Source organism: Sphaerotilus natans, assembly GCF_900156335.1.
Classification (GTDB): domain Bacteria; phylum Pseudomonadota; class Gammaproteobacteria; order Burkholderiales; family Burkholderiaceae_C; genus Sphaerotilus; species Sphaerotilus natans.
In genome coordinates this window covers 18,269-41,061 of record NZ_FTMZ01000009.1, presented here as the reverse complement: position 1 = coordinate 41,061, position 22,793 = coordinate 18,269, and the positions used below count along the sequence as shown (strand labels likewise).

Genomic DNA, 22,793 nt, shown 5'->3' with positions numbered 1-22,793 from the left:
TTGTCACCGGACCCCCGTTGCCTGTCCGCCTGGGCCTGCGGCTGCCATGCCGTCGTCGCGTCTGCCGCAGTCATGTCGTCGATCCTGTCATTCCTGTGTCGATGGCGGCGAGCGCGCCGCCGAGCGTGGCCAGCGCCAGCGACAGCGCGTGCAGCTGCAGCACCGCGCCCAGCGCCAGCGCGGCCGGCTGCGGCGCGCCGGCGCCGGCCCAGACCGCGGCCTCGTAGCTGCCCAGGCCGCCCGGCGCCTGCAGCGGCAGCACGCCGGCCCATTCACCGGCCAGCACGCCGCGCAGCGCGGCGGCGCTGCCGCCTGTGCCCGCGCCGCCCAGCGCCTCGAGCAGCAGGGCCAGCGTCGCCAGCTTGATCGCCCAGTTGCCGATGCACAGCCGCCAGGCCCGGCGCCCGCCGCGCCGCGCCCGCAGCGCCGCGTGCCAGCGGCTCCAGCGTGTCTCGGCCGCGGGCTGCGGCCGGCGCCGCAGCTGTCGCTCCAGCGCCTGCTCCACCGGGCCGGCCAGCGCCAGCATCAGTGCGGCACCCACGCCCAGCGCGGCCAGCGCCGGCAGGGCGGCGAGCGTCGTCAGCGCCAGGGCCAGCGCGCCCAGCAGCGCCAGCACCAGCGCGTCCTGCAGCCGCAGCCACAGCAGGCTGGGCAGGGATTCCTGCAGCGGCACCTGCCAGCGCCGCTGCAGCCACAGCGGATAGCCGGCCTCGCCGCTGCGCATCGGCAGCCAGACGACGGCGATGTTGTGCAGCAGGAACAGACGCAGGCAGTCGCGCAGGCTCGCGCCGGTGCGCGGCTGCCACTCGGCCTGCAGCCGTGCGGCCCGCAGCAGATAGCTCGCCAGCAGGGCGGCGGCCGCGCCGCTCCAGGCCGCGGCCGGCAGCAGGCCGGCCCGCAGCAGCAGCGTGTCGATCGTCTCGGCCGGGCTCATCGTCGTGCGCCCAGCCGCTGCAGCCCCGTGGCGATCGACACGACCGCCAGCAGCGCCTGCAGCGGCAGCGCCAGCGGGTAGCCGGTCTCGAGCCGCGCGATGGCCAGGCCGCAGCCGATCTGCAGCAGCCCGAGCGCCCACTGGCCCGGCGTGCTGCACAGCCAGGCGGCCAGGCGGCCGCTGCTGGCCAGATGCCAGGCCAGCAGCGCGCTGACCAGGCCGACGCCGGCACCGGCGCACAGATCGGCCGGCCAGTGCGCCCCGACCGCGATGCGCGCCAGCAGCAGCGGCAGCGCGATCAGCGTGATCAGCGCCTGCTGCCAGACCGGCCGGTGGCGCGACAGGATCAGCAGCGCGACGAAGGCCAGCGTCGTCGCGGCATGGCCGGAGGGCATCGCGCCGCGTGTCAGCGGCTCGCCGATGATGACCAGCGTGTCGGGCGGCAGCAGCGCCGCGGGCCGGCCGTGATCGATCAGGCGCTTGCCCAGATGCGTCAGCGCGCCACCGATCGGAAAGCACCACAGCAGCGCCGCCAGCGGCTGCATCGCCGTCGGCGCCGCGCCCGGATGCAGCGCCGCCAGCACGATGAAGGCGCTCAGGCCCAGTCCGGCGACGCTGAGCATCGCCCACAGCTCCGGCAGATGCAGACCCAGCGCATTGAGCGCGAGGAACAGCGTCAGGTCGTGCTGGTGCAGCATCAGGCCGACGATCAGCAGCAGGCCGGCGGCCGCGAGCCAGCGCATCGGTCTCGGGGCGATGCGCAGCGGGCGGTGTTCGGTGCGGGCCTGCGGCGGCGAGGTCAGCAGCGTGGTGAGGGCATTCATGGCGCCGTCATCGTGGCGGGATCGCATGACGCGGCCTTGAAGCGTCCGTGAAAACCCGGTGACGTGGCCTCGCGGCGACGCCACGCGCACGACACGGTACCGTCATGCCGTCGCGCCAGCATCCGGGGCACCATGGCCCAGATCCTCGTCACCGGCGCGGCCGGCTTCATCGGCGCGCATGCCGCCGCGGCGCTGGCGCAAGCCGGCCACCGCGTCGTCGGCTGCGACAGCTTCAACGCCTACTACCCGGTCGAGCTCAAGCACGCACGGGTCGCGGCGCTGCTGCAGCCCGCCGGCGTGCCGGTCGAGCGGCTGGACCTGTGCGACGGCGCCGCGCTGCAGGCGCTGATGCGCCTGCACCGCATCGACACCGTGCTGCACCTGGCCGCGCAGGCGGGCGTGCGCCACTCGGTCAGCGCGCCGCTCGACTATGTGCAGGCCAATCTGCTCGGCTTTGCCTCGGTGCTGGAGGCCTGCCGGCTGCAGGGCGTGGGCCATCTGCTCTATGCCAGCTCGTCGAGCGTCTACGGCCGGCGCGACGGCGATGCCGCGCCGGGTGGTTTCCGCGAGAGCGATCGCATCGACGCGCCGGCCTCCTTCTACGCCGCGACCAAGCAGGCCAACGAGGCGATGGCGCACGCCACCGCCGCGGTGCACCGCCTGCCGGTCACCGGCCTGCGCTTCTTCACCGTCTACGGGCCGTGGGGTCGGCCGGACATGGCCTACTGGGGCTTCGCCGAGCGGCTGCGCCGCGGCGAGACGCTGCAGCTCTACGGCCAGGGCGAGCTGCGCCGCGACTTCACCCATGTCGACGACGTGGTGGACGCGCTGCTGCGGCTGGTCGCGCGCGGCGCGCCGGCCGGCCGGCAGCGCGAGGACGGCGTGCCGGCCGAGCTGTTCAACATCGGCCACCGCCAGCCGGTGCGGGTGATCGACTTCGTGCGGCTGCTCGAGCGCGCCACCGGCTGCCCGGCGCACATCGAGTTCGCGCCGATGCAGGCCGGCGACGTGCCCGACACCAGCGCCGATCCGTCGCGGCTGATCGAGGCGATCGGTCCGTGGCGGGCCACGCCGCTGGCCGAGGGCCTGGCCGGCTTCGTGCGATGGCTCGAGGGCTGGAATGCACGCGGCGCCTCGCTGCGGCTGGCGCTGGCCGCGGCGGCCTGAGCCGCGGCCTCAGCTGCAGAGCCAGACCCGCGACTGCCGGCCGATCGCCACCAGCCGGCGATCGCTGCACAGCACCAGATCGACGCCCGGGTCGGCCGGATCGGCCTCGGGCCGACGCCGCCAGAAATGGCGCGCGATGCCGGCCACGCTGAGGTGACGGGTGCCGTCGATGCACAGGCAGGGCGTGAGGTCCGGGTCCTCGTCGTCGCGGGCGCGCTCGGCGCCGCGGCCATCGCGCAGCGCCGGCACCTCGATCAGCAGCATCGCCGGCGTGCCGGCCGGCGTCCGCCACACCGCCGGGTCGACCTCGGCGGCGGTGGTCAGCGCCAGCCGCAGCGGCGCGGCATGACCGGACAGGGCCTGCAGCACCGTCTTCATCGCCGGCGACAGCCGGCCGGTGCCCTGGCGCACGAAGGGCCGGGCAGGCTGTGGCGGGCCGGAGGGCTCGATCTCGAGAATCTCGCCTGGACGGGCCAGGGCCTGCTGCAGCAGGCGTGCGGCGCGCAGATCGTCGGCGTCAGGGGTGTCGGCGGGGTTCGGCATCATCGCGGAGGGCTCCTTCGGGTGGGCGTCGTGCGTCCTGCCTGCCAGTGTCCGGGGGCTCGATGACAGGGGCTTGTCGTGCCGATACCGCGTCGTGCCGCTGTCACCCGCGCTTCACCGGGCGGTCATCCCGGGTGCCGACGATGGCTCCATGAACGCCATCACCGCCCCCGCCGCCGCGGCGCCGGACAGTGCCTTCCCGCCGGAGACGCTGTCGGTCCGCACCGTGTTCATCTCCGACGTGCACCTGGGCACGTCCGGCTGCCAGGCCGAGGCGCTGCTCGACTTCCTGCGCGCGGTCGAGTGCGAGACGCTGTATCTGGTCGGCGACATCGTCGACGGCTGGCAGCTGCGGCGGCGCTGGTTCTGGCCGCAGGCGCACAACGACGTGGTGCAGAAGGTGCTGCGCAAGGCGCGCAAGGGCACCCGGGTGATCTTCGTGCCGGGCAACCATGACGAGTTCGCGCGCCGCTACGCCGGCCACGCCTTCGGCGGCATCGAGGTGGTGGAGGACTGCATCCACCAGACCGCCGACGGCCGCCGGCTCTGGGTGATGCACGGCGACCTGTTCGACGGCGTGATCCAGTGCGCGCGCTGGCTGGCGCATGTCGGCGACGGTCTCTACCAGCTGGCGCTGCGACTCAACCGGATGCTGAACTCGGCGCGTGCGCGTCTTGGCCTGCCCTACTGGTCGCTCTCGCGCTACCTGAAGCTCAAGGTCAAGCGCGCGGTCAGCTTCATCAACGACTTCGAGCTGGCGGTGATCCGCGAGGCGCGCCGGCGTGGCGTCGACGGCGTGGTCTGCGGCCACATCCACCATGCCGAGCTGCGCGTGGTCGACGGCCTGACCTATGCCAACGACGGCGACTGGGTCGAGAGCCTGACCGCGCTGGTCGAGCATGCCGACGGCCGGCTCGAGATCATCGACTGGGCCGCGGTGATGCGCCAGCGTGCCCGTCGTGCGCCGATGGCGGCGCTGCCGCAGCCGGCCTGAGCCGGCACGGCTCCGGCTTCGCCCGGGCTCAGGTCGCCGCGAGCAGCGCGGCCGGCCGCGGGATCGGTCGCAGCGCCTGCTCGAACTGGCGTGTCGCCGCCGCCCAGGTGTAGCGCTCGGCGAAGGCCCGCACCCGCGTGCGGTCGCAGCGCAGCGCGGCCAGGCAGGCTGCCTTCAGGTCGGTGTCGATCACGCCGCCCTCGCCGCTGGGGCCGACCACGTCGATCGGGCCGGTCGCCGGCAGCGCCGCCACCGGCGTGCCGCAGGCCATCGACTCGATCAGCACCAGGCCGAAGGTGTCGGTCTCGCTCGGGAAGACCATCACGTCGGCGCTGCGGTAGAGCTGCGCCAGGTCCGGGCCGGAGAGCACGTCGAACCAGCGCACCGCGTCGCCGTAGGTGCGGCGCAGCCGCGCGGCCTCCGGCCCGGCGCCGGCGACCCATTTCTCGCCCGGCAGCGCCAGCCGCAGGAAGGCGTCGATGTTCTTCTCGACCGCCAGCCGGCCCACGTACAGGAAGACCGGGCCGCGGCCGGCCGGGCGCGCCAGCACCGGCCCGTGCGGGCTGAACATCTCCAGGTTGACGCCGCGGCTCCAGTGCACCGGATGCCGGTAGCCGTGGCGGCGCAGCTCCTCGCCCATGTGCGGCGTGGGCACCAGCGTGGCCACGCCGCTGTTGTGGAAGCGGCGCAGCAGCGCGTGGCTCCAGTTCACCGGGATGCCGGTGCGCAGCTGCAGGTATTCGGGAAAGCGGCTGTGATAGGCGGTGGTGAAGGGCCAGCCGCGCCGGCGTGCCACCGCGCGTGCCGCCCAGCCCAGCGGGCCCTCGGTGGCGATGTGCAGGCAGTCGGGCTGCAGCGCGTCGAGCCGGCGCGCCATGCCGCGCGGCGTCACCGCGGCGAGGCGGATGTCCGGATAGGTCGGGCAGGGCAGGCTCGGCCAGCCCTGCGGCGAGACGATGTGCACCTCGTGGCCGAGCAGGCCGAGCTCGTGCGTGGTCATCTTCAGCGTGCGCACCACGCCGTTGACCTGCGGCTCCCAGGCGTCGGTGACGATGACGATCCTCATCAGGCGATCTCCTTGTGGCGAAGGCGGTGGCGAAGGCAGTGGTGATGCAGCGCGATCAGCGCCATCAGCAGCGCGATGCCCAGACCGAAGCCGCGGATCAGCAGATCGAGCGGCAGGTCCTGCCGGCTGCACCAGGCGTAGCCGGCCAGCATCAGCAGCACGCTGGCGTTCTCGTTGAAGTTCTGCACTGCGATCGAGCGGCCGGCGCTGAGCAGCGTGGCGCCGCGGTGCTGCAGCAGCGCGTTCATCGGCACGACGAACAGCCCGGCGACCAGACCGGCGCTGGCCAGCAGCGGCAGCGCCGGCAGCCAGTGGTCGATGTGCGGCATCGGCAGCAGCAGCAGGCCCATCGGCACGCCCAGCCACAGCACCTGCGGCGCACGCGCCAGCGGCACCAGCCGCCCGGCCAGCAGCGCGCCGATCACCACGCCGGTGGCCGACAGGCCCTGCAGCCAGGCGGCCTGCGCCAGCGTCAGGCCGAGGTCTTCCTCCGCCCAGCGCAGCACCAGGAACTGCAGCGTGGCGCCGACGCCCCAGAACAGCGTGGTGGTGGCCAGCGAGACGCGCCCGAGCGGATCACGCCACAGCCGCGCATTGGCGCGCGCGAAGTCGCCGAGCTGGCAGGCCAGTGGCGGCGCGGCCGGATAGCGCGCGCCGCTGTCGGGAATGCCCAGATTCAGCAGCGCTGCCAGGCCGTAGAGCGCCAGCAGGCCGGCGAAGGCGATGGCGGGCGCCAGCCAGGCCAGCAGCGCGCCGCCCAGCATCGTGCCCAGCAGGATGGCGAGCACGGTGGCCACCTCGATCCAGCCGTTGGCGGCGACCAGCCGGTGCGCGGGCATCAGCTCGGTCACCAGGCCGTACTTGGCGGGCGAATACAGCGCCGCACCCGCGCCGGCCAGCGCGAAGCACGGCCCCACCGGCGCGCCCAGCGCCATCGCGGCGCAGGCGCCGGCCTTGAGCGCATTGGCCGCGCTCATCACCGTGGCCTTTGGCGCGCGGTCGGCCAGCGGCCCGACGAAGGGCGCCAGCAGCACATAGGCCAGCGTGAACGCCAGCTTGAGCAGCGGCGGCAGCCAGACCGGCCCGCCCTCGGCCGCGAGGCGGCCGATCGCCACCAGCAGCAGCGCGTTGTCGGCCAGCCCGGACACGAACTGGGCCGACATCAGCAGTCGGAAGCCGCGCAGGGCGGCGGGCAGGGGCAGCGACGTCGTCACCCGGCCGAGTGTCGGCCGCGGGCATGACGCCGGCGTGATCGTGGCGTGACCGGGCGGCGTCAGCCCGCCAGCGCGCGCCCGATCAGGATCTTCTGCACGTCGCTGGTGCCCTCGTAGATCTGGCAGACGCGCACGTCGCGGTAGATGCGCTCGACGGGGAAGTCGCTGACATAGCCGTAGCCGCCGAAGGTCTGGATCGCCATCGAGCAGACGCGCTCGGCCATCTCGCTGGCGAAGAGCTTGGCCATCGCGGCCTCCTTCAGGCACGGGATGCCGGCGTCCTTCATCGACGCGGCGTGCCAGATGAGCTGGCGCGCGGCCTCGATCTGCGTGGCCATCTCGGCCAGGCGGAACTGCACCGCCTGGTGCTCGAAGATCGGCACGCCGAAGGCCACGCGCTCCTTGCTGTAGCGCAGCGCCGCCTCGAAGGCCGCGCGCGCCATGCCGACGCACTGCGAGGCGATGCCGATGCGCCCGCCCTCCAGCCCGGCCAGCGCGATCTTCAGGCCCTGGCCCTCGTCGCCGATGCGGTTGGCCGCCGGCACGCGGCAGTTCTCGAACAGGATCTGCGCGGTGTCGGAGCTGTGCTGGCCCATCTTGTCCTCGATGCGCGCCACCGTGTAGCCAGGCGTGGCGGTCGGGACGATGAAGGCGCTGATGCCCTTCTTGCCCGCGGCCCGGTCGGTCACCGCCATGACGATGGCGACGTCGCCGTTCTTGCCGCTGGTGATGAACTGCTTGACGCCGTTGAGCACGTAGGCGTCGCCGTCGCCATCCTGGACCCGGACGGCGGTGGTCTTCAGCCCGCCGGCCTCCGAGCCGACGTGCGGCTCGGTCAGGCAGAAGGCGCCGAGCATCTCGCCGCGCGCCAGCGGCTTGAGGAAGCGCCGCTTCTGGTCCTCGTTGGCGAAGCCCATCAGGATCGAGCAGACCGGGCAGTTGTTGACACTGATGACGGTGGAGGTGCCGCCGTCGCCCGCGGCGATCTCCTCGAGGATGAGGGCCAGCGCCAGGTAGTCGAGGCCGGCGCCGTCGTGCTCGGTCGGCACGGCCACGCCGTAGCAGCCCAGCGCGGCCAGGCCCTGGAGCTGCTCGGCGGGAAAGTGGTGTTCCTTGTCCCAGCGCGCCGCGTGCGGGGCGATCTGGTCCTGGACATAGGTGCGGATGGCATCCTGGATGGCGCGGTGGTCGTCGGAGAGCAGCATGGGGTGGGCTCGCTGGTTCTGCGTGGGCGCCCGCCTGCGCGGGCGTGACGGGTGGGGGGCGGGCGTGACGGGGGAGGTGGGCGTGACGGGCCGGGAGGGCTTACCAGTCGAGCGGCGTGCCGTCGTGGTTCAGGAAACGACCGTTGTCGGCTGGGGTCAGGCGGGCAAAGGTGGTGCGCAGGGTGCTGGCGCTCTCGGCCACCGACAGCGGCGCCTGCGGGCCGCCCATCGCCGTCTGCACCCAGCCCGGGTGCACGGCGATGCAGGTCGCGCGGCCGGCCAGCGCCAGCGACACGTCCTTCAGCACCGAGTTCAGCGCCGCCTTCGATGCGGCGTAGAGCCAGCCCAGCGTCTGCGTGCGGCTGCCGATCGACGCCATGATCGACGACACGACCACCAGCCGCGCGCCTGGCGCCAGCGCGTCGAGCAGCTGCGGCGCCACCTGCATCGGGCCGAGCACATTGGTGTGCATGACCGCATCGAAGTCGGTGGTCGACGGCGAGTCGAGCGTGCGCAGGCGCGGGCCGTAGACGCCGGCGTTGATCACCGCCAGATCGAAGGCCTCGCCGTCGATCTGCCAGGCCAGGCCGGCCACGCTGGCCGCCTTCGCCACGTCGATGCGCAGCGGCTTGGCGCCGAGCGCCGACAACGCCTGCAGGCCCGCATCGTCGCGCGCGGTGGCGACGACGCGCGTGCCCTCGGTGCGGTACTGGCGAACCAGTTCCAGGCCGATGCCGCGCGAGGCCCCGATGACGAGGACCGACTTCATGCCATCTCGACGGCCAGCGCGGTGGCCTCGCCGCCGCCGATGCACAGGCTGGCGACGCCGCGCCGCAGGCCTCGCTTCTTCAGCGCGCCCAGCAGCGTCACGACGATGCGCGCGCCCGAGGCGCCGATCGGGTGGCCCAGCGCGCAGGCGCCGCCGTGCACGTTGACGATCTCGTGCGGCAGCGAGAACTCATGCATGGCCGCCATCGTCACCGCCGCAAAGGCCTCGTTGACCTCCCACAGGTCGACGTCGCCAGCCTGCCAGCCCGCCCGCGCGAGCACCTTGCGGATCGAGCCGACCGGCGCGGTCGAGAACCAGGCCGGTTCCTGCGCATGCACCGCATGCGCGACGATGCGCGCGACCGGCTGCAGGCCATGCGCGGTGGCGGTTGACTCGCGCATCAGCACCAGCGCGGCGGCGCCGTCGGAAATGCTGCTGGCGTTGGCGGCCGTGATCGTGCCGTCCTTCTTGAACGCCGGCTTCAGCCCGGCGATCTTGTCCAGACGCGCCTTGAAGGGCTGCTCGTCGTGGCGGATCACCGTGTCGCCGCCGCGGCCCTTGAGCGTCACCGGTGCGATCTCCCAGTCGAAGGAGCCGTCCTCGTTGGCGGTCTTCGCGCGGGTGGTGGAGGCGATGGCGTAGGCATCCTGCGCCTCGCGGGTGAAGCCGTATTTCTCGACGCAGGCCTCGGCGAAGACGCCCATCGCCCGGCCGCGCTCGTAGGCGTCCTCCAGGCCGTCCATCGCCATGTGGTCGAAGAGCTGCGCGGCACCGTACTTCACGCCCTTGCGCACGAAGCTCAGGTGCGGTGCGTTGGTCATGCTCTCCATGCCGCCGGCGATCATCACGTCGGCCGAGCCGGCGGCGAGCATGTCGTGCGCGAACATCATCGCGCGCATGCCGGAGCCGCACATCTTCGACAGCGTCACCGCGCCGGCCGAGATCGGCAGGCCGGCGGCCAGCGCGGCCTGGCGCGCCGGCGCCTGGCCCTGGCCGGCCATCAGGCAGTTGCCCATCAGCACCTCGTCGACCACGTCGCCGGGCAGGCCGGCGCGCTCGATGGCGGCGCGGATCGCCACGCCGCCGAGCTCGGCGGCCGGCAGCGCGGCGAAGTCGCCCAGCAGGCCGCCGATCGGCGTGCGGGCGGCGGAGACGATGACGACGGGGTCGTGGCTGCGGCTGATGCTGACGCTCATGGAGGCGCTCCTTCGGGATTCAGTCGGTGGGAACGGGAACGGTGGGAACGGTGGGAACCGTGGGTTCGACCGGGCGCCGGTGATGCGGGAAGCGGCGCTCCGGGTCGTAGGGAAAGACGTCGTGCACATGGCCGGCGCGAATGCGCGCCTGGTGCGCCTGCCAGAAGGCCGGGTCGAGCAGGTCGGCGTGATGGCGCATGAACACCTCGCGCACGCCGCGGTGGCCGAGCAGGAAGGGGCCGAAGGTCTCCGGGAAGACATCCTTCGGGCCGACCGAATACCAGATCTCGCCCGACATCTCGTCTTCCTCGTTGCGCGGCGCGGGCACGCGACGGAAGTGGCAGTCGGTGATGTACTCGATCTCGTCGTAGTCGTAGAAGACGACCTTGTTGTTGCGCACCACGCCGAAGTTCTTCCACAGCATGTCGCCGGGAAAGATGTTGGCCGCCACCAGCTCCTTGATCGCCTGGCCGTACTCGATGACCGCATGCTCGAGCTGCTCGGGCGTGGCCTCCTGCAGGTAGATGTTCAGCGGCACCATGCGGCGCTCGATGTAGACGTGCTTCAGGATCACCTCTTCCTGGCCGTCGCCGTCGCGGTCGGAGATCTCGAGCTGGCTGGGCGCCTCGCGGCGGATCTCCTCGATCAGCGCCTCGGAAAAGCGCGCGCGCGGGAAGGCGACGTTGCTGAACTCCAGCGTGTCGGCCATGCGCCCGACCCGGTCGTGCTGCTTGACCAGCAGGTACTTGCCCTTGACCTGCTCGCGCGTGGTGTCCTTCTGCGCCGGGAAGCGGTCCTTGATGACCTTGAAGACGTAGGGGTAGCTCGGCAGGTCGAACACCAGCATCACCATGCCCTTGATGCCCGGCGCGATGCGGAAATGGTCGCTCGAGTGGCGCAGGTGGGACTGGAAGTCGCGGTAGAACAGCGTCTTGCCCTGCTTGTGCAGGCCCAGCGCGCTGTAGAGCTCGCTGCGCGGCTTGCGCGGCATCAGCGCGCGCAGGAACTGCACATAGGCCGAGGGCACCTCCATGTCGACCATGAAATAGGCGCGCGCGAAGCTGAACAGCCGCTGCAGGTCGTCTTCGCCGAACAGCGCCGCGTCGATCGTCAGCCGGCCGGCCTCGTCGTGCAGGATCGGCAGCGCGAAGGGCAGGTCGTGGTAGCCGTTGATGATGCGCCCGACCACATAGGCGCCTTTGTTGCGGAAGAACAGCGAGCTCAGCGCTTGGATCTGGAAGTTGGTGCGCAGCCGGCCCGGGCCGATCGCGACCTCGGTCGCGGCCAGCACCGCGTCGAGGTCGCGCTGCAGATCGGCCCAGTCTCCCTCCAGCGCGAAGCTGTCGACCAGCTGCGCCAAGGCCTCGCGCAGCGTCTCGCGGCTCGGGTACCAGGCGCGGAAGGTCGGACGCGCGCCGGGCTCGTCGCTCTCGATGTATTCGGTCGAGACGGCCGGACGCACGAAGATGAAGTCGTTGTGGAAGTAGTCCCGAAGCAGGATCTTGGTCGTGACCGAGTTGAAGAAGCTCTCGGCCAGTTCGGGCTGGTGGTGGCCGGTCAGCAGGCCGATGTAGTGCAGCTTGACCTGCTGCCAGACCGCGCGTGGCAGCGCACCGGCGGCGAACTCGCCGCGCAGCCGCTCGACGGTCTCTTCGACCCGGCGCGGATAGAACTCGATGCGTTCGCGCTGCGCGCGCTGCTGGCCGTGCCAGTCGGCCAGCTCGAAGCGGGCCTTGGCACCGGCGCTGGCCTCGCGCAGCAGCTGATAGTGGCGGTTGAAGCCGTCGAGCATCGTGCGGGCGATGTCGAAGGCGCGGGTGTCGTCGAGCTGCTGCGGGAACATCGGCCTTCTCGCTGCGTCCGGATCAGTCGGCGGCCGTCTCAGCCGTCTCGGCCGGGACAAAGCGCTGCTTCAGCGCCGCCAGCGCGCGCTCGTAGGCGGGCTCGATGTCCTGCGGCTTCGACACCGTGATGCGCAGGTCCTCCAGCAGGCCGTTGTGCAGGCCGTAGACCCAGCCGTGAATCACGACCTCCTGGCCGCGCTGCCAAGCGTCCTCGACGATGGTGGTGCGGCAGACGTTGCGCGCCTGCTCCAGCACGTTGAGCTCGACCAGCGCGTCGACCTGGCGCTCCGGCGTCAGCCGGTCGAGAAAGGCCCGGTGCTGGTTGCGCACGTCCTGCACATGACGCAGCCAGATGTCGACCAGACCGACGCGCAGATTGTTCAGCGCCGCCTTGACACCGCCGCAGTTGGAGTGGCCGACGACGATCACATGCGTGACCCGCAGCGCGTCGACCGCGTACTGGATGACCGACAGCGCGTTGAGGTCGCTGGGCACGATCACATTGGCGATGTTGCGGTGCACGAAGAGTTCGCCCGGCAGCAGGTCGACCAGCTCGTTGGCCGGCACGCGGCTGTCGGCACAGCCGATCCACAGGTACTGCGGCGTCTGCTGCTTCAACAGGCGCGAGAAGAAACCCGGCTCGCGGGTCTCGGTGTCGGCCGCCCACTGGCGATTGCGTTCGAAGAGTTCGTTCAGTTCTGTGCTCATGGACAGCGATTGTTGCGGCTGGGGGCCTGTCCGTGGCTGACATCCGGGCACGAAGCGGGTACGGCCCGACGGGCTGCGGTCCGGATGCGACAGCGCGGCGATTGTTGATGACGTTTACGTAAACGTCAATTGGTGAAGCTCACCCCAGCGCTCAGGCGTGGCTTCACGCTTCAGCACTCGACGATGTTGACCGCCAGTCCGCCGCGGGCGGTTTCCTTGTATTTCGTCAGCATGTCCGCGCCGGTCTCGCGCATGGTCTTGATGACCTTGTCGAGGCTGACATGGTGCGAGCCGTCGCCGCGCAGCGCCATGCGCGCGGCGTTCACCGCCTTGACCGAGGCGATGGCGTTGCGCTCGATGCAGGGGATCTGCACCAGCCCGCCGACCGGATCGCAGGTCAGCCCGAGGTGGTGCTCCATGCCGATCTCGGCGGCGTTCTCCACCTGCTCGGGGCTGCCGCCCATGACGGCGCACAGCGCACCGGCCGCCATCGAGCAGGCCACGCCAACCTCGCCCTGGCAGCCGACCTCGGCGCCGGAGATCGAGGCGTTTTCCTTGTAGAGCAGGCCGATGGCGGCGGCGGTGAGCAGGAAGTCGACGACGCCAGCCGACGTGGCGCCCGGATGGAAGCGCGCGTAGTAATGCAGCACCGCCGGCACGATGCCGGCCGCGCCGTTGGTGGGTGCGGTGACGACGCGGCCGCCGGCGGCGTTCTCCTCGTTGACCGCCAGCGCGTAGAGGTTGATCCAGTCCAGCGTCTGCAGCGGGTCGCGCAGCGCGGCCTCGGGGTGGGCGAGCAGCTGCGCGTGCAGCGCCGCGGCGCGTCGGCGCACCTTGAAGCCGCCGGGCAGCACGCCCTCGGTGCGGCAGCCGCGCGCCACGCAGTCCTGCATCACCTGCCAGATGCGCAGCAGGCCGGCGTCGATCTCGGCGTCGCTGCGCCAGTGGCGCTCGTTGGCGCGCATCACGCCGGCGATCGAGGTGCCCAGCGTGCGCGTCAGTGCCAGCAGCTCGGCGCCGCTGCGGAACGGGTGCGGCAGCACCGAGGCGTCGGGCGCGATCACGCGCTGGCGCTGGCCGTCGGCGGCGACCTGATCGCTGACGACGAAGCCGCCGCCGACCGAGTAGTAGGTGCGGCTGTCGAGTTCGCGGCCGTCGACGTCGAAGGCCAGACAGCGCATGCCGTTGGCGTGGAAGGGCAGCGGGCGGCGCAGCATCGCCAGATCGTCGCGCTCGACGAAGGTCACCGGGTGGCGGCCGGCCAGCACGATGCGCCGCTCGGCGCGCATCGCCGCCAGCAGCGCCGGCACCGCGTCGACGTCGACCGTCTCCGGGTCGTGCCCGGCCAGGCCGAGCAGCACCGCCTTGTCCGAGCCGTGGCCGCGCCCGGTGGCGCCCAGCGAGCCGTGCAGCTCGACGCGCACCCGCGCCACCGCGTCCAGCCGGCCCTCGGCGATCAGGCGCTCGACGAAGAGCCGGGCGGCGCGCATCGGCCCCACGGTGTGCGAGCTCGACGGCCCGATGCCGATCTTGAACAGGTCGAAGACGCTGACGGCCATGTTGTCTGTCTCCTCAGAGCACCGCGTAGCGCCCCGGTCGGTGGTTGATCGCGATGAAGAGGTTCATCGTCACCGCGGCAAGGATGGAGTAGAGCGCCTTCTGCGGCTCGATCAGCGCGAAGGACAGCGCCAGGATCGTGCCGTCGATCGCCATCTGCACATGGCCGGCGCGCCAGTGGCGCGCGCGCTGCAGATAGAGCGAGACGATGGTGGCGCCGCCCAGGCTGGCGTGATGCCGCGCCAGGAACAGGCAGCCCGAGCCCAGCAGCAGCCCGCCCAGCACCGCCGCGTAGGCCGGATGCAGCCGCTCGATGGCGAACAGCGCCGGAGACCAGGAGGTCATCAGCGACAGCAGGCCCACCGACAGGAAGGTCTTGATCGTGAACTCCAGCCCCATGCGCTTCCAGGCGAAGCCGTAGAAGGGCAGGTTCAGCACGAAGAACAGCGGCCCGAAGCTCAGTCCGGTGGCGTAGTGCAGCAGGAAGGCCGCGCCGGCGGTGCCGCCGGTCATCAGCCCGGCCTGACGGAACATGATCAGCGCCAGCGACACGAACAGCGTGCCGGTGAACAGCGCCTGCGCGTCCTCGAACAGGGTGTGGCGGCGCACGCGCTCGGCCTCGGCGGCGGGCGGGGCGGGGAGCGTGGGGACAGCGGAATCGGATGCCATGACCGGAATGTGCATGAAGCGTGCCGGCGCCGGGTGGGCTGTCCGGGGGCGATGTGCGGGTGTTCACGCCTGTGCGTGCCGGGCGGGCTGCGGCACAGTGGCCGGCCAGCCGTCCGGAGATCCGCCCATGCCGACCGCCATGCCGTCCCCGCTGCCTTCGCTGTCCGCAGCCCGGCGCGCGCACATCGCCACCGTCATCGAGGTTGCCGACCGCGGCCTGACGGCGCCGGCCGCCGCCGCGCACGACGCGATCATCCGCGCGAGCTGGCAGCGCTGCGTGCACGACCACCGCCTCGACCCGACGCGCATGCAGGAGGCCGTCATCCTGCCGCAGGCGCGGCTGCGCGAGCACCAGGACCAGATGGACGACTTCCTGCAGATCGCCCGCCACGGGCTGGAGCAGCTCTATCGCCAGGTCGCGGGCCTGGGCTATGTGGTGCTGCTGACCGACGCGCGCGGCGTGACGGTCGACTTTCTCGGCGACCTGCAGATCGAGGGCCGGCTGCGCCGCGCGGGCCTCTATCTGGGCGCCGACTGGAGCGAGGCGCAGGCCGGCACCTGCGGCGTGGGCACCTGCATCAGCACCGGCCAGGCGCTGACGGTGCATCTGGACGACCATTTCGACGCGACCCACATCCCGCTGACCTGCACCTCGGCGCCGGTGTTCGGCCCCGGCGGGCGGCTGGAGGCGGTGCTCGACATCTCGCAGCTCAGCAGCGCCGAGCCCAAGTCCAGCCAGCATCTGGCGCTGCAGCTGGTGCGCGACGCGGCCGCGCGCATCGAGGACGCGGCCTTCCTGCAGCGCCACCGGCGCGACTGGATCCTGCGCCTGGGCGACGCGCCGGCCTTTCTCGACCTGCGCGCCGACTACCTGCTGGCGCTGGACGCGGCCGGCCGCATCACCGGCCACAACCGCCGCGCGCAGCAGCTCTTCGCGCCGCCGGGCACCGCGGCCACGGCCGCCTCGACGCTGATCGGCCAGCCGCTGCAGGCGCTGCTGGAGCTGTCGCCGGCGGAGCTGCCGCGCCATCTGGCCGGGCAGGGCGGCGAGGCCGGCGCGGTGCGCTGCACCGGGCGGCCGGACCTGCTGTTCCTGCGGGTGAGCGCGCCGCCGGCCGCGCCGCTGTCCCGGCGTCCGGCCGAGACGCCGCGCAGCGCCGCGCTGCCGGCGCCGCTGGCCGCGATCTCGGGGGGCGATCCGGCGCTGGACCGGCTGGTCGAGCGCGCCGCGCGGCTGGTCGACAGCCCGGTCAGCCTGCTGATCACCGGCGAGACCGGCAGCGGCAAGGAGTTTCTCGCCAAGGCGCTGCACCGCAGCAGCGCGCGCCGCGACGGGCCCTTCGTCGCGGTCAACTGCGCCGCCATTCCCGAGACGCTGATCGAGAGCGAGCTGTTCGGCCACCTGCCCGGCAGCTTCTCCGGCGCCGGGCCGAAGGGCAAGCGCGGCCTGATCCAGGAGGCCGACGGCGGCACGCTCTTCCTCGACGAGATCGGCGACATGCCGCGTGCGCTGCAGGCGCGGCTGCTGCGCGTGCTGGCCGAGCGCGAGGTGCTGCCGATCGGCGCGACCCGGCCGCAGCCGGTGCGCCTGCGGGTGATCGCCGCGACGCACTGCCCGCTCGAGACCCTGGTGCGCGAGGGGCGCTTCCGCGACGATCTCTACTACCGGATCAACGGCGCGCATTTCGCGCTGCCGCCGCTGCGCGAGCGCCGCGACCTGGACGTGCTGATCGGGCGGCTGCTGGCCGACGACGGCGCCGGCACGGTGCTGGCCGACGAGGCGCGCGCGGCACTGCGGGCGCACGACTGGCCCGGCAACCTGCGCGAGCTGCGCAATGTCGTCGACTACGCGCGCAGCGTCTGCCTCGGCGGCGTGATCCGCCTGGCCGATCTGCCCGAGCGGCTGCAGGGTCGGTGGGCCGATCGCCGGAGCGCGCCGCCTGCGGCCCTCCCTCAGCCGACGACGGGCGCGGTGGAGGACGACGCGGCCCGGCAGCTGCGCGAGCGCCTGACGGCCGCACGCTGGAACGTCTCGGCCGTCGCGCGCGAGATGGGTGTGGCGCGCATGACGCTGTACCGGCGCATGCGCCGCTTCGGCATCGTCTCGCCGCTGGATGCGGCCGAGCTTCCGGCCGAGCTTCCGGTCGAGTCACCTGTCACGCGGTGACCGGTGACAGCTGTCTCGGTGTGACAGCTGTCACCGTGGCGGCCGGGCGCCGGGCGGCACGGAGAGGGTCAATGAAATCAAGGACTTGTCATCGCTTTATGGCGTGATCATGGCGTGATCGGGCGCGGCACGCGGCTTGCGCTGTCTGGGGGGCGGCGGCACGGCAGCGCAGAGGCCGGCCGCATCCGCATCCACCATGAAGGAGACATGACGATGAGCGAGACCCTGACCGCCCCGGTCACCCCGACCGCCCGCGCCGCCGCCTGGCTGGCCCGTCTCGAGGCCGCGCTGGCCGCGCGCGACAGCACGGCCGCCGCCGCGCTGTTCGACGACGAGTGCTACTGGCGCGACCTGGTCAGCTTCACCTGGAACCTGCGCACCGAGGAGGGCCGCGACGCGATCCGCGAGATGCTCGACGCGCAGCTCGGCACCGTGGCGCCGTCCGGCTTCCGCCTGCAGGGCGAGGCCAGCGAGGCCGGCGGCGTCACCGAGGCCTGGTTCGACTTCGAGACCGCGCAGGCGCGCGGCACCGGTCACCTGCGCCTGAAGGGCGATCGGGCCTGGACGCTGCTGACGACGATGAGCGAGCTCAAGGGCTTCGAGGAGAAGAAGGGCCGGCGCCGCATCAAGGGTGCCGAGCACGGTGCGCAGGCCGGCGGGCGCGTCAGCTGGCTCGAGCGCCGCCAGCAGGAGCTGGCCGCGCTGGGCGACACCGAGCAGCCCGAGGTGGTCATCATCGGCGGCGGCCAGGGCGGCATCGGACTGGGCGCGCGGCTGCGCCGGCTGGGCGTGCCGACGATCATCATCGAGAAGAACGCGCGCGCCGGCGATTCCTGGCGCAACCGCTACAAGAGCCTGTGCCTGCACGACCCGGTCTGGTACGACCACATGCCCTATCTGCCCTTCCCGGACGACTGGCCGGTGTTCTGCCCGAAGGACAAGGTCGGCGACTGGCTGGAGATGTACGTCAAGGTGATGGAGCTGAACTACTGGAGCTCCACCGTCGCCGAGAAGTGCCGCTGGGACGAGGCCAGCGGCCGCTGGGAGGTGCGGGTGGTGCGCGAGGGCCGGCCGGTGACGCTGCGGCCGCGCCAGCTGGTGTTCGCGCTGGGCGTGTCGGGCTATGCCAACGTGCCGAAGATCGCCGGCGCCGAGAGCTTCGAGGGCACGCAGCACCATTCCAGCCGCCACCCCGGCGGCGCGGCCTGGGCGGGCAGGAAGGCGGTGGTGCTGGGCTCGAACAACTCCGCGCACGACATCTGCGCCGACCTCTGGGAGCACGGCGCCGACGTGACGATGATCCAGCGCAGCTCGACGCACATCGCGCCGTCGGACTCGCTGATGGAGCTGGCGCTGGGCGGGCTCTACTCGGAGCAGGCGCTGGAGAACGGCGTCAGCACCGAGAAGGCCGACCTGCTGTTTGCCTCGGTGCCGTACCGGATCATGCACACCTTCCACATCCCGGTGTACGAGGAGATGAAGCGCCGCGACGCCGACCTGTACGCGCGGCTGGAGAAGGCCGGCTTCCTGCTCGACTTCGGCGAGGACGGCTCGGGCCTGTTCATGAAGTACCTGCGCCGCGGCTCGGGCTACTACATCGACGTCGGCGCCTCCGAGCTGGTGGCCGACGGCCGCATCCACCTGAAGAGCCGCGTCAACATCGAGCGCATCAACCCGCGCTCGGTCACGCTGAGCGACGGCACCGAGCTGCCCTGCGACCTGCTGGTCTACGCGACCGGCTATGGCTCGATGAACAGCTGGCTGGCCGACCTGATCTCGCCCGAGGTCGCCGACCAGGTCGGCAAGTGCTGGGGCCTGGGCTCGGCCACCACCAAGGATCCCGGGCCGTGGGAGGGCGAGCTGCGCAACATGTGGAAGCCCACGCCGGTCGAGAACCTGTGGATCCACGGCGGCAACCTGCACCAGTCGCGCTGCTACTCGCAGTACTTGGCGCTGCAGCTCAAGGCACGCATGGAGGGACTGGCGACGCCGGTGCACAAGCCGGCGCCGAGCCACCACCGGCGCTGACGGCCCGACAGACTCCATTCTTGTTTATTGGATTTTTATCCAATATGATGGATACATGGAGATCGACACCTTTCTGGCCGACCGGATCAGGGAGCTGCGCCGCGCCCGTGGCTTCACGCTGGATCAGCTGGCCCAGCACAGCGGCGTGAGCCGCTCGATGATCTCGCTGATCGAGCGGCGCGAGACCAGTCCGACCGCCGCGGTGCTCGACAGGCTGGCTGCGGCCTTCGGGCTGTCCCTGCCCGCCTTCTTTGCCGCAGCCGTGCCGCAGGCGGAGCCGGATCCGGTGTCGCGCCACACGCAGCAGCCGGTCTGGACCGACCCCGCTTCGGGCTATGTGCGCCGGCACCTCTCGCCCACGGGCACCGTCTCGCCGATCGAACTGGTGGAGGTGAGCTTTCCGGCGGGCGAGACGGTGGTCTTCGAGCGTCCCGCCGGGCAGGCCCGTCCGAGCCATCAGATCTGGCTCCTCGAGGGCGAGATGGACATCACGCTCGAGCACGGGGCCTGGCGCCTGCAGCGCGGCGACTGCATGGCCATGCAGCCGGGTCCGCGCATCACTTTCCACAACCCCGGCTCGCAGCCGGCCCGCTATCTGCTGGCCCTGGCTCTCGCGCCGCTCCCTGCCTGAGGCTCGCCCTTCCATGACGATTCGCCGCATCGTGCCGTGCACGCATGACCGCCATGCCCGCGCCATCCTCGACATCTTCAACGAGGCCATCGCGAACTCGACCGCGCTCTACGACTACCAGCCGCGCTCGCTGGCGAGCATGGAGACCTGGTTCGCGACCAAGCAGGCGGGGGGATTTCCCGTCATCGGCATCGAGGACGAGGCGGGGCAGCTTGTCGCCTTCGGCAGCTTCGGCACCTTCCGGGCCTGGCCGGCCTACAAGTATTCGGTCGAGCACTCGGTCTATGTCCATCAGGACCACCGCGGTCATGGGCTGGGTCTGCAGGTGATGCACGCACTGATCGATGCGGCCCGGCAGCGGCAGGTGCACGCGATGATCGGGGCCATCGACGCCGACAACCAGGGCAGCATCGCTCTTCATCGGCGTCTGGGCTTCAGCCGTGTCGGCACCTTGCCGCAGGTGGGCTTCAAGTTCGGGCGCTGGCTCGATCTGGCCCTGTACCAGTTGCTGCTCGACACCCCGGCCGAGCCGGTGGATGGCTGAAGACCGAAGACTTGCACGCTGGCGCTGCAAGGCCTAGGATGCCCTCGGGCCGCTTCGCGCGGCCCGACGTCGCTCGGACGGTTCCGGGCGCTCACGTTCATCTCTGCCAATGTCGTCTTCCAGCTCTTCGGGCAAGCGCCGCTTCGCCCGCATCGACCGTCTTCCCCCCTACGTCTTCAACATCACGGCCGAGCTCAAGCTCGCCGCGCGCCGCCGGGGCGAGGACATCATCGACCTCAGCATGGGCAACCCCGACGGGGCCACGCCGGCGCACATCGTCGCCAAGCTCACCGAGGTCGCGCAGCGCCCCGACACCCACGGCTACTCGGCCAGCAAGGGCATTCCGCGCCTGCGCCGCGCGATCTCGCACTGGTACAAGGACCGCTACGCCGTCGACATCGACCCCGACAGCGAGGCCATCGTCACCATCGGCTCGAAGGAGGGCCTGGCGCACCTGATGCTGGCCACGCTCGACCGCGGCGACACCGTGCTGGTGCCGGACCCGAGCTATCCGATCCACATCTACGGCGCGGTCATCGCTGGCGCCGACATCCGCTCGGTGCCGCTGGTGCCCGGCGTGGACTTCTTCGCCGAGCTGGAGAAGACCATCCGCGGCAGCTACCCCAAGCCGAAGATGATGATCCTCGGCTTCCCCAGCAACCCGACCGCGCAGTGTGTCGAGCTCGACTTCTTCGAGCGCGTCATCGCGCTGGCGAAGAAGCACGACATCTTCGTCGTGCACGACCTGGCCTACGCCGACATCGTCTTCGACGGCTGGAAGGCGCCGTCGATCATGCAGGTGCCCGGCGCCAAGGACATCGCGGTCGAGTTCTTCACGCTCAGCAAGAGCTACAACATGGCCGGCTGGCGCATCGGCTTCATGGTCGGCAATCCCGATCTGGTGGCCGCCCTGGCGCGCATCAAGAGCTACCACGACTACGGCACCTTCACGCCGCTGCAGGTGGCGGCGATCGCGGCGCTGGAGGGCGATCAGACTTGCGTGGGTGACATCGCTGCGACCTACCAGAAGCGCCGCGACGTGCTGGTCAAGGGCCTGCGCGAGGCCGGCTGGAACGTGGATTGCCCGAAGGCGTCGATGTACATCTGGGCGAAGATCCCCGAGAAGTACGCGGCGCTGGGCTCGCTGGAGTTCGCCAGGCAGCTGATGGCGCGCGCCAAGGTCTGCGTCAGCCCCGGCATCGGCTTCGGCGACCACGGCGACGACCATGTGCGCTTCGCGCTGATCGAGAACGAAAGCCGCATCCGCCAGGCGGTGCGTGGCATCCGCGCGATGCTCAAGGCCGACGGCATCTCGGCCTGAGCGCGGCGCTGCGTCAGCGCCGGGTGCGGGCGCGGCGGATCAGGTCGACCGCGGCGATCTCGCTGCCGAGCGAGGCGCCCAGCGCATGCCGGCACAGTCCGGCCTGCGCGTAATGCAGGTTCTCGTAGAGCTCGGCGGCGGCCGGATGCGCGTCGAGCAGCGCATCCAGCGCCGGGCCGGGTTCGGCCGCGTCGAGCAGCGCGCCCAGCGTCGAGGCGACCTGGCGGTACTGCGCCGCCGCGCGCTCCGAGGCGCCGGGGTCGAGCCGCTCCAGCAGCCGCGCCAGCGCCAGCACGGCACCGAGATCGTGGTGAAGTCGTTCGGGACGGGTCGGCATGATCGGCATGGTCGGCTCCTGCGGCGGTGGGTCCTGATCTGCCGATCTGCGGGGGGCGGGCCGGGATTTCAAGGCTTGCGCGACACTTTGCCGCATGAAGATCGACTTCGACGGACTCCAGGCCTTCGTGGCCATCGCCGATCTGGGCGGCTTCGGCAAGGCGGCCGAGAGCCTGCATCTGACTCAGACCGCGCTGACCCGCCGGCTGCAGAAGCTCGAGGGCTGGCTCGGGCTGAAGCTGGTCGAGCGCAGCACCCGGCGCGTGGCGCTGACCGCGGTCGGCCGCGACTTCCTGCCCCAGGCCCGCGCGATGGTGCAGGACGTCAGTGGCGCGATGAGCCGTCTGCGCGACATGGCCCAGCACGGCCACGGCCAGTTCACGCTGGCCTGCATTCCCTCGATGACCTCGCATGTGCTGCCCGGGCTGATCGGGCGCTATGCGCAGCGCCATCCGGGCAATCACATCCGGCTGCTCGACGGTGCATCCACCGAGGTGCGCCAGGCGGTGCTGGGCGGCCAGGCCGAGCTGGGCATCGCGCTGGCCGGCGAGCGCCACGCCGAGCTGGCCGAGACGGCGCTGTTCGACGATCCGCTGGTCTTCATCTGCCGCGACGGCCATGCGCTGGCCAGCCGCGCCAGCCTGCGCTGGGAGGACATGCGCGGCCTGGACCTGGTCGGCGTCGGCAGCTTCATGGCCACGCGCATCCAGATGGACTACCAGCTCGCCCGGCGCGGCATCACGCTGACCGCACGCTACGAGGTCCAGCACCATGCGACCGCGCTCAATCTGGTGGCCGCCGGCGTGGGCTGCGCCATCCTGCCCGCCTCCACCTTCCGCGAGGGCGACCGCCCGGGCGTGCGCCGTCTGGCCATCACCCATCCGGTGGTGCGTCGCAAGGTGCAGCTGCTGCGCCGTCGCCATGCCGACCTGTCGCCGGCGGCGCGCGCCTTCGTCGACCTGATGGCGTCATCGGACGCTGATGCGTGGCAGGCATCAGTGAGCACCTGAGTTTCATTTCACGCATCAATCCGGCCACGGAAGAATCGGCGCCGTCATCCCACGGACTCTCGAACT

General features: G+C 71.6%; 21 protein-coding genes. 8 read left to right on the top strand and 13 right to left on the bottom strand.

Annotated features, from left to right (window positions below):
* Positions 1–70: 70 nt before the first annotated feature.
* Entirely contained in the window at positions 71–934 is an 864-nt protein-coding gene (locus BW996_RS09865) for a lysylphosphatidylglycerol synthase domain-containing protein (RefSeq protein WP_037478359.1), read from the bottom strand.
* Entirely contained in the window at positions 931–1,758 is an 828-nt protein-coding gene (locus tag BW996_RS09860) for a phosphatase PAP2 family protein (protein ID WP_051631563.1), read from the bottom strand. Before BW996_RS09860 ends, BW996_RS09865 begins: the two co-directional genes overlap by 4 nt.
* Positions 1,759–1,890: 132 nt before the next feature.
* On the opposite strand from BW996_RS09860, the gene BW996_RS09855 reads away from it, so the two are divergent.
* Positions 1,891–2,925: an NAD-dependent epimerase/dehydratase family protein gene (locus BW996_RS09855; protein ID WP_076458866.1), complete on the top strand. Its 1,035-nt coding sequence runs from the start codon at positions 1,891–1,893 to the stop codon at positions 2,923–2,925.
* A 9-nt stretch (positions 2,926–2,934) separates the two neighbouring features.
* Here BW996_RS09855 and BW996_RS09850 read toward each other — a convergent pair whose 3' ends face one another.
* Positions 2,935–3,471: a hypothetical protein gene (locus BW996_RS09850; protein ID WP_076458865.1), complete on the bottom strand. Its 537-nt coding sequence runs from the start codon at positions 3,469–3,471 to the stop codon at positions 2,935–2,937.
* A gap of 148 nt (positions 3,472–3,619) precedes the next feature.
* Here BW996_RS09850 and BW996_RS09845 point away from each other — a divergent pair, with 148 nt between their 5' ends.
* Entirely contained in the window at positions 3,620–4,462 is an 843-nt protein-coding gene (locus BW996_RS09845; protein WP_037482025.1) for a UDP-2,3-diacylglucosamine diphosphatase, read from the top strand.
* A gap of 28 nt (positions 4,463–4,490) precedes the next feature.
* Here the strand turns inward: BW996_RS09845 and BW996_RS09840 are convergent, their stop codons facing one another.
* The 9 genes from BW996_RS09840 to BW996_RS09800 all read right to left on the bottom strand — a co-directional run bounded on the left by BW996_RS09840 (position 4,491) and on the right by BW996_RS09800 (position 14,690).
* Positions 4,491–5,528, bottom strand: a complete 1,038-nt coding sequence (locus BW996_RS09840; protein ID WP_037482023.1) for a glycosyltransferase family 4 protein — start codon at positions 5,526–5,528, stop codon at positions 4,491–4,493.
* Positions 5,528–6,742 carry a lysophospholipid transporter LplT gene (gene lplT / locus BW996_RS09835; protein WP_241461969.1) on the bottom strand — a complete coding sequence of 405 codons (1,215 nt, stop codon included), beginning with the start codon at positions 6,740–6,742 and terminating at the stop codon, positions 5,528–5,530. Before lplT ends, BW996_RS09840 begins: the two co-directional genes overlap by 1 nt.
* Positions 6,743–6,801: 59 nt before the next feature.
* A complete protein-coding gene (locus BW996_RS09830; RefSeq protein WP_037482022.1) occupies positions 6,802–7,947 on the bottom strand; it encodes an acyl-CoA dehydrogenase family protein in 1,146 nt (381 codons plus the stop codon).
* Between the two features lie 100 nt (positions 7,948–8,047).
* Entirely contained in the window at positions 8,048–8,716 is a 669-nt protein-coding gene (locus tag BW996_RS09825) for an SDR family oxidoreductase (RefSeq protein WP_037482021.1), read from the bottom strand.
* Positions 8,713–9,912, bottom strand: coding sequence for an acetyl-CoA C-acyltransferase (locus BW996_RS09820; protein WP_037482020.1), 1,200 nt, complete (start codon positions 9,910–9,912; stop codon positions 8,713–8,715). The genes BW996_RS09825 and BW996_RS09820 overlap by 4 nt, the downstream gene beginning before the upstream one ends.
* 19 nt (positions 9,913–9,931) lie before the next feature.
* On the bottom strand, positions 9,932–11,755 hold the full coding sequence (gene aceK / locus BW996_RS09815) for a bifunctional isocitrate dehydrogenase kinase/phosphatase (RefSeq protein ID WP_051631925.1): 1,824 nt from the start codon (positions 11,753–11,755) through the stop codon (positions 9,932–9,934).
* A 22-nt stretch (positions 11,756–11,777) separates the two neighbouring features.
* Positions 11,778–12,464: a carbonate dehydratase gene (gene can, locus BW996_RS09810; protein WP_037482019.1), complete on the bottom strand. Its 687-nt coding sequence runs from the start codon at positions 12,462–12,464 to the stop codon at positions 11,778–11,780.
* A 170-nt stretch (positions 12,465–12,634) separates the two neighbouring features.
* Complete coding sequence (locus BW996_RS09805; protein ID WP_037482018.1) at positions 12,635–14,023, bottom strand: L-serine ammonia-lyase; 1,389 nt, start codon at positions 14,021–14,023, stop codon at positions 12,635–12,637.
* 13 nt (positions 14,024–14,036) lie between these two features.
* Positions 14,037–14,690, bottom strand: a complete 654-nt coding sequence (locus tag BW996_RS09800) for a YitT family protein (protein WP_037482047.1) — start codon at positions 14,688–14,690, stop codon at positions 14,037–14,039.
* Positions 14,691–14,850: 160 nt separating this feature from the next.
* Between BW996_RS09800 and BW996_RS09795 the strand changes: the two genes are divergently transcribed.
* From BW996_RS09795 to alaC, 5 genes are all read left to right on the top strand, one after another.
* The gene (locus tag BW996_RS09795; protein WP_445683262.1) at positions 14,851–16,857 is read left to right on the top strand and encodes a sigma-54-dependent Fis family transcriptional regulator; all 2,007 of its coding nucleotides are present in this window, start codon (positions 14,851–14,853) and stop codon (positions 16,855–16,857) included.
* Positions 16,858–17,070: 213 nt separating this feature from the next.
* Complete coding sequence (locus BW996_RS09790) at positions 17,071–18,885, top strand: flavin-containing monooxygenase (RefSeq protein ID WP_139330822.1); 1,815 nt, start codon at positions 17,071–17,073, stop codon at positions 18,883–18,885.
* A 55-nt stretch (positions 18,886–18,940) separates the two neighbouring features.
* Positions 18,941–19,516 (top strand): helix-turn-helix domain-containing protein, encoded by a 576-nt coding sequence (locus BW996_RS09785; RefSeq protein ID WP_037482016.1) that lies wholly within the window; start codon positions 18,941–18,943, stop codon positions 19,514–19,516.
* A 13-nt stretch (positions 19,517–19,529) separates the two neighbouring features.
* Positions 19,530–20,060, top strand: a complete 531-nt coding sequence (locus BW996_RS09780) for a GNAT family N-acetyltransferase (protein ID WP_037482014.1) — start codon at positions 19,530–19,532, stop codon at positions 20,058–20,060.
* Between the two features lie 109 nt (positions 20,061–20,169).
* Complete coding sequence (alaC, locus tag BW996_RS09775) at positions 20,170–21,381, top strand: alanine transaminase (protein WP_037482012.1); 1,212 nt, start codon at positions 20,170–20,172, stop codon at positions 21,379–21,381.
* A 13-nt stretch (positions 21,382–21,394) separates the two neighbouring features.
* On the opposite strand, the gene BW996_RS09770 is transcribed toward alaC, so the two are convergent.
* The gene (locus BW996_RS09770; RefSeq protein ID WP_241461967.1) at positions 21,395–21,727 is read right to left on the bottom strand and encodes a soluble NSF attachment family protein; all 333 of its coding nucleotides are present in this window, start codon (positions 21,725–21,727) and stop codon (positions 21,395–21,397) included.
* Between the two features lie 85 nt (positions 21,728–21,812).
* Between BW996_RS09770 and BW996_RS09765 the strand changes: the two genes are divergently transcribed.
* Positions 21,813–22,727 carry a LysR family transcriptional regulator gene (locus tag BW996_RS09765; RefSeq protein ID WP_037482011.1) on the top strand — a complete coding sequence of 305 codons (915 nt, stop codon included), beginning with the start codon at positions 21,813–21,815 and terminating at the stop codon, positions 22,725–22,727.
* The last annotated feature ends 66 nt before the right edge of the window (positions 22,728–22,793 follow it).

Coding starts and splice junctions, on each gene's coding strand:
- BW996_RS09865 (WP_037478359.1), bottom strand. CDS start 934: ATGAGCCCGGCCGAGACGATCGACACGCTGCTGCTGCGGGCCGGCCTG.
- BW996_RS09860 (WP_051631563.1), bottom strand. CDS start 1,758: ATGAATGCCCTCACCACGCTGCTGACCTCGCCGCCGCAGGCCCGCACC.
- BW996_RS09855 (WP_076458866.1), top strand. CDS start 1,891: ATGGCCCAGATCCTCGTCACCGGCGCGGCCGGCTTCATCGGCGCGCAT.
- BW996_RS09850 (WP_076458865.1), bottom strand. CDS start 3,471: ATGATGCCGAACCCCGCCGACACCCCTGACGCCGACGATCTGCGCGCC.
- BW996_RS09845 (WP_037482025.1), top strand. CDS start 3,620: ATGAACGCCATCACCGCCCCCGCCGCCGCGGCGCCGGACAGTGCCTTC.
- BW996_RS09840 (WP_037482023.1), bottom strand. CDS start 5,528: ATGAGGATCGTCATCGTCACCGACGCCTGGGAGCCGCAGGTCAACGGC.
- BW996_RS09830 (WP_037482022.1), bottom strand. CDS start 7,947: ATGCTGCTCTCCGACGACCACCGCGCCATCCAGGATGCCATCCGCACC.
- BW996_RS09825 (WP_037482021.1), bottom strand. CDS start 8,716: ATGAAGTCGGTCCTCGTCATCGGGGCCTCGCGCGGCATCGGCCTGGAA.
- BW996_RS09820 (WP_037482020.1), bottom strand. CDS start 9,912: ATGAGCGTCAGCATCAGCCGCAGCCACGACCCCGTCGTCATCGTCTCC.
- aceK (WP_051631925.1), bottom strand. CDS start 11,755: ATGTTCCCGCAGCAGCTCGACGACACCCGCGCCTTCGACATCGCCCGC.
- can (WP_037482019.1), bottom strand. CDS start 12,464: ATGAGCACAGAACTGAACGAACTCTTCGAACGCAATCGCCAGTGGGCG.
- BW996_RS09805 (WP_037482018.1), bottom strand. CDS start 14,023: ATGGCCGTCAGCGTCTTCGACCTGTTCAAGATCGGCATCGGGCCGTCG.
- BW996_RS09800 (WP_037482047.1), bottom strand. CDS start 14,690: ATGGCATCCGATTCCGCTGTCCCCACGCTCCCCGCCCCGCCCGCCGCC.
- BW996_RS09790 (WP_139330822.1), top strand. CDS start 17,071: ATGAGCGAGACCCTGACCGCCCCGGTCACCCCGACCGCCCGCGCCGCC.
- BW996_RS09785 (WP_037482016.1), top strand. CDS start 18,941: ATGGAGATCGACACCTTTCTGGCCGACCGGATCAGGGAGCTGCGCCGC.
- BW996_RS09780 (WP_037482014.1), top strand. CDS start 19,530: ATGACGATTCGCCGCATCGTGCCGTGCACGCATGACCGCCATGCCCGC.
- alaC (WP_037482012.1), top strand. CDS start 20,170: ATGTCGTCTTCCAGCTCTTCGGGCAAGCGCCGCTTCGCCCGCATCGAC.
- BW996_RS09770 (WP_241461967.1), bottom strand. CDS start 21,727: ATGCCGATCATGCCGACCCGTCCCGAACGACTTCACCACGATCTCGGT.
- BW996_RS09765 (WP_037482011.1), top strand. CDS start 21,813: ATGAAGATCGACTTCGACGGACTCCAGGCCTTCGTGGCCATCGCCGAT.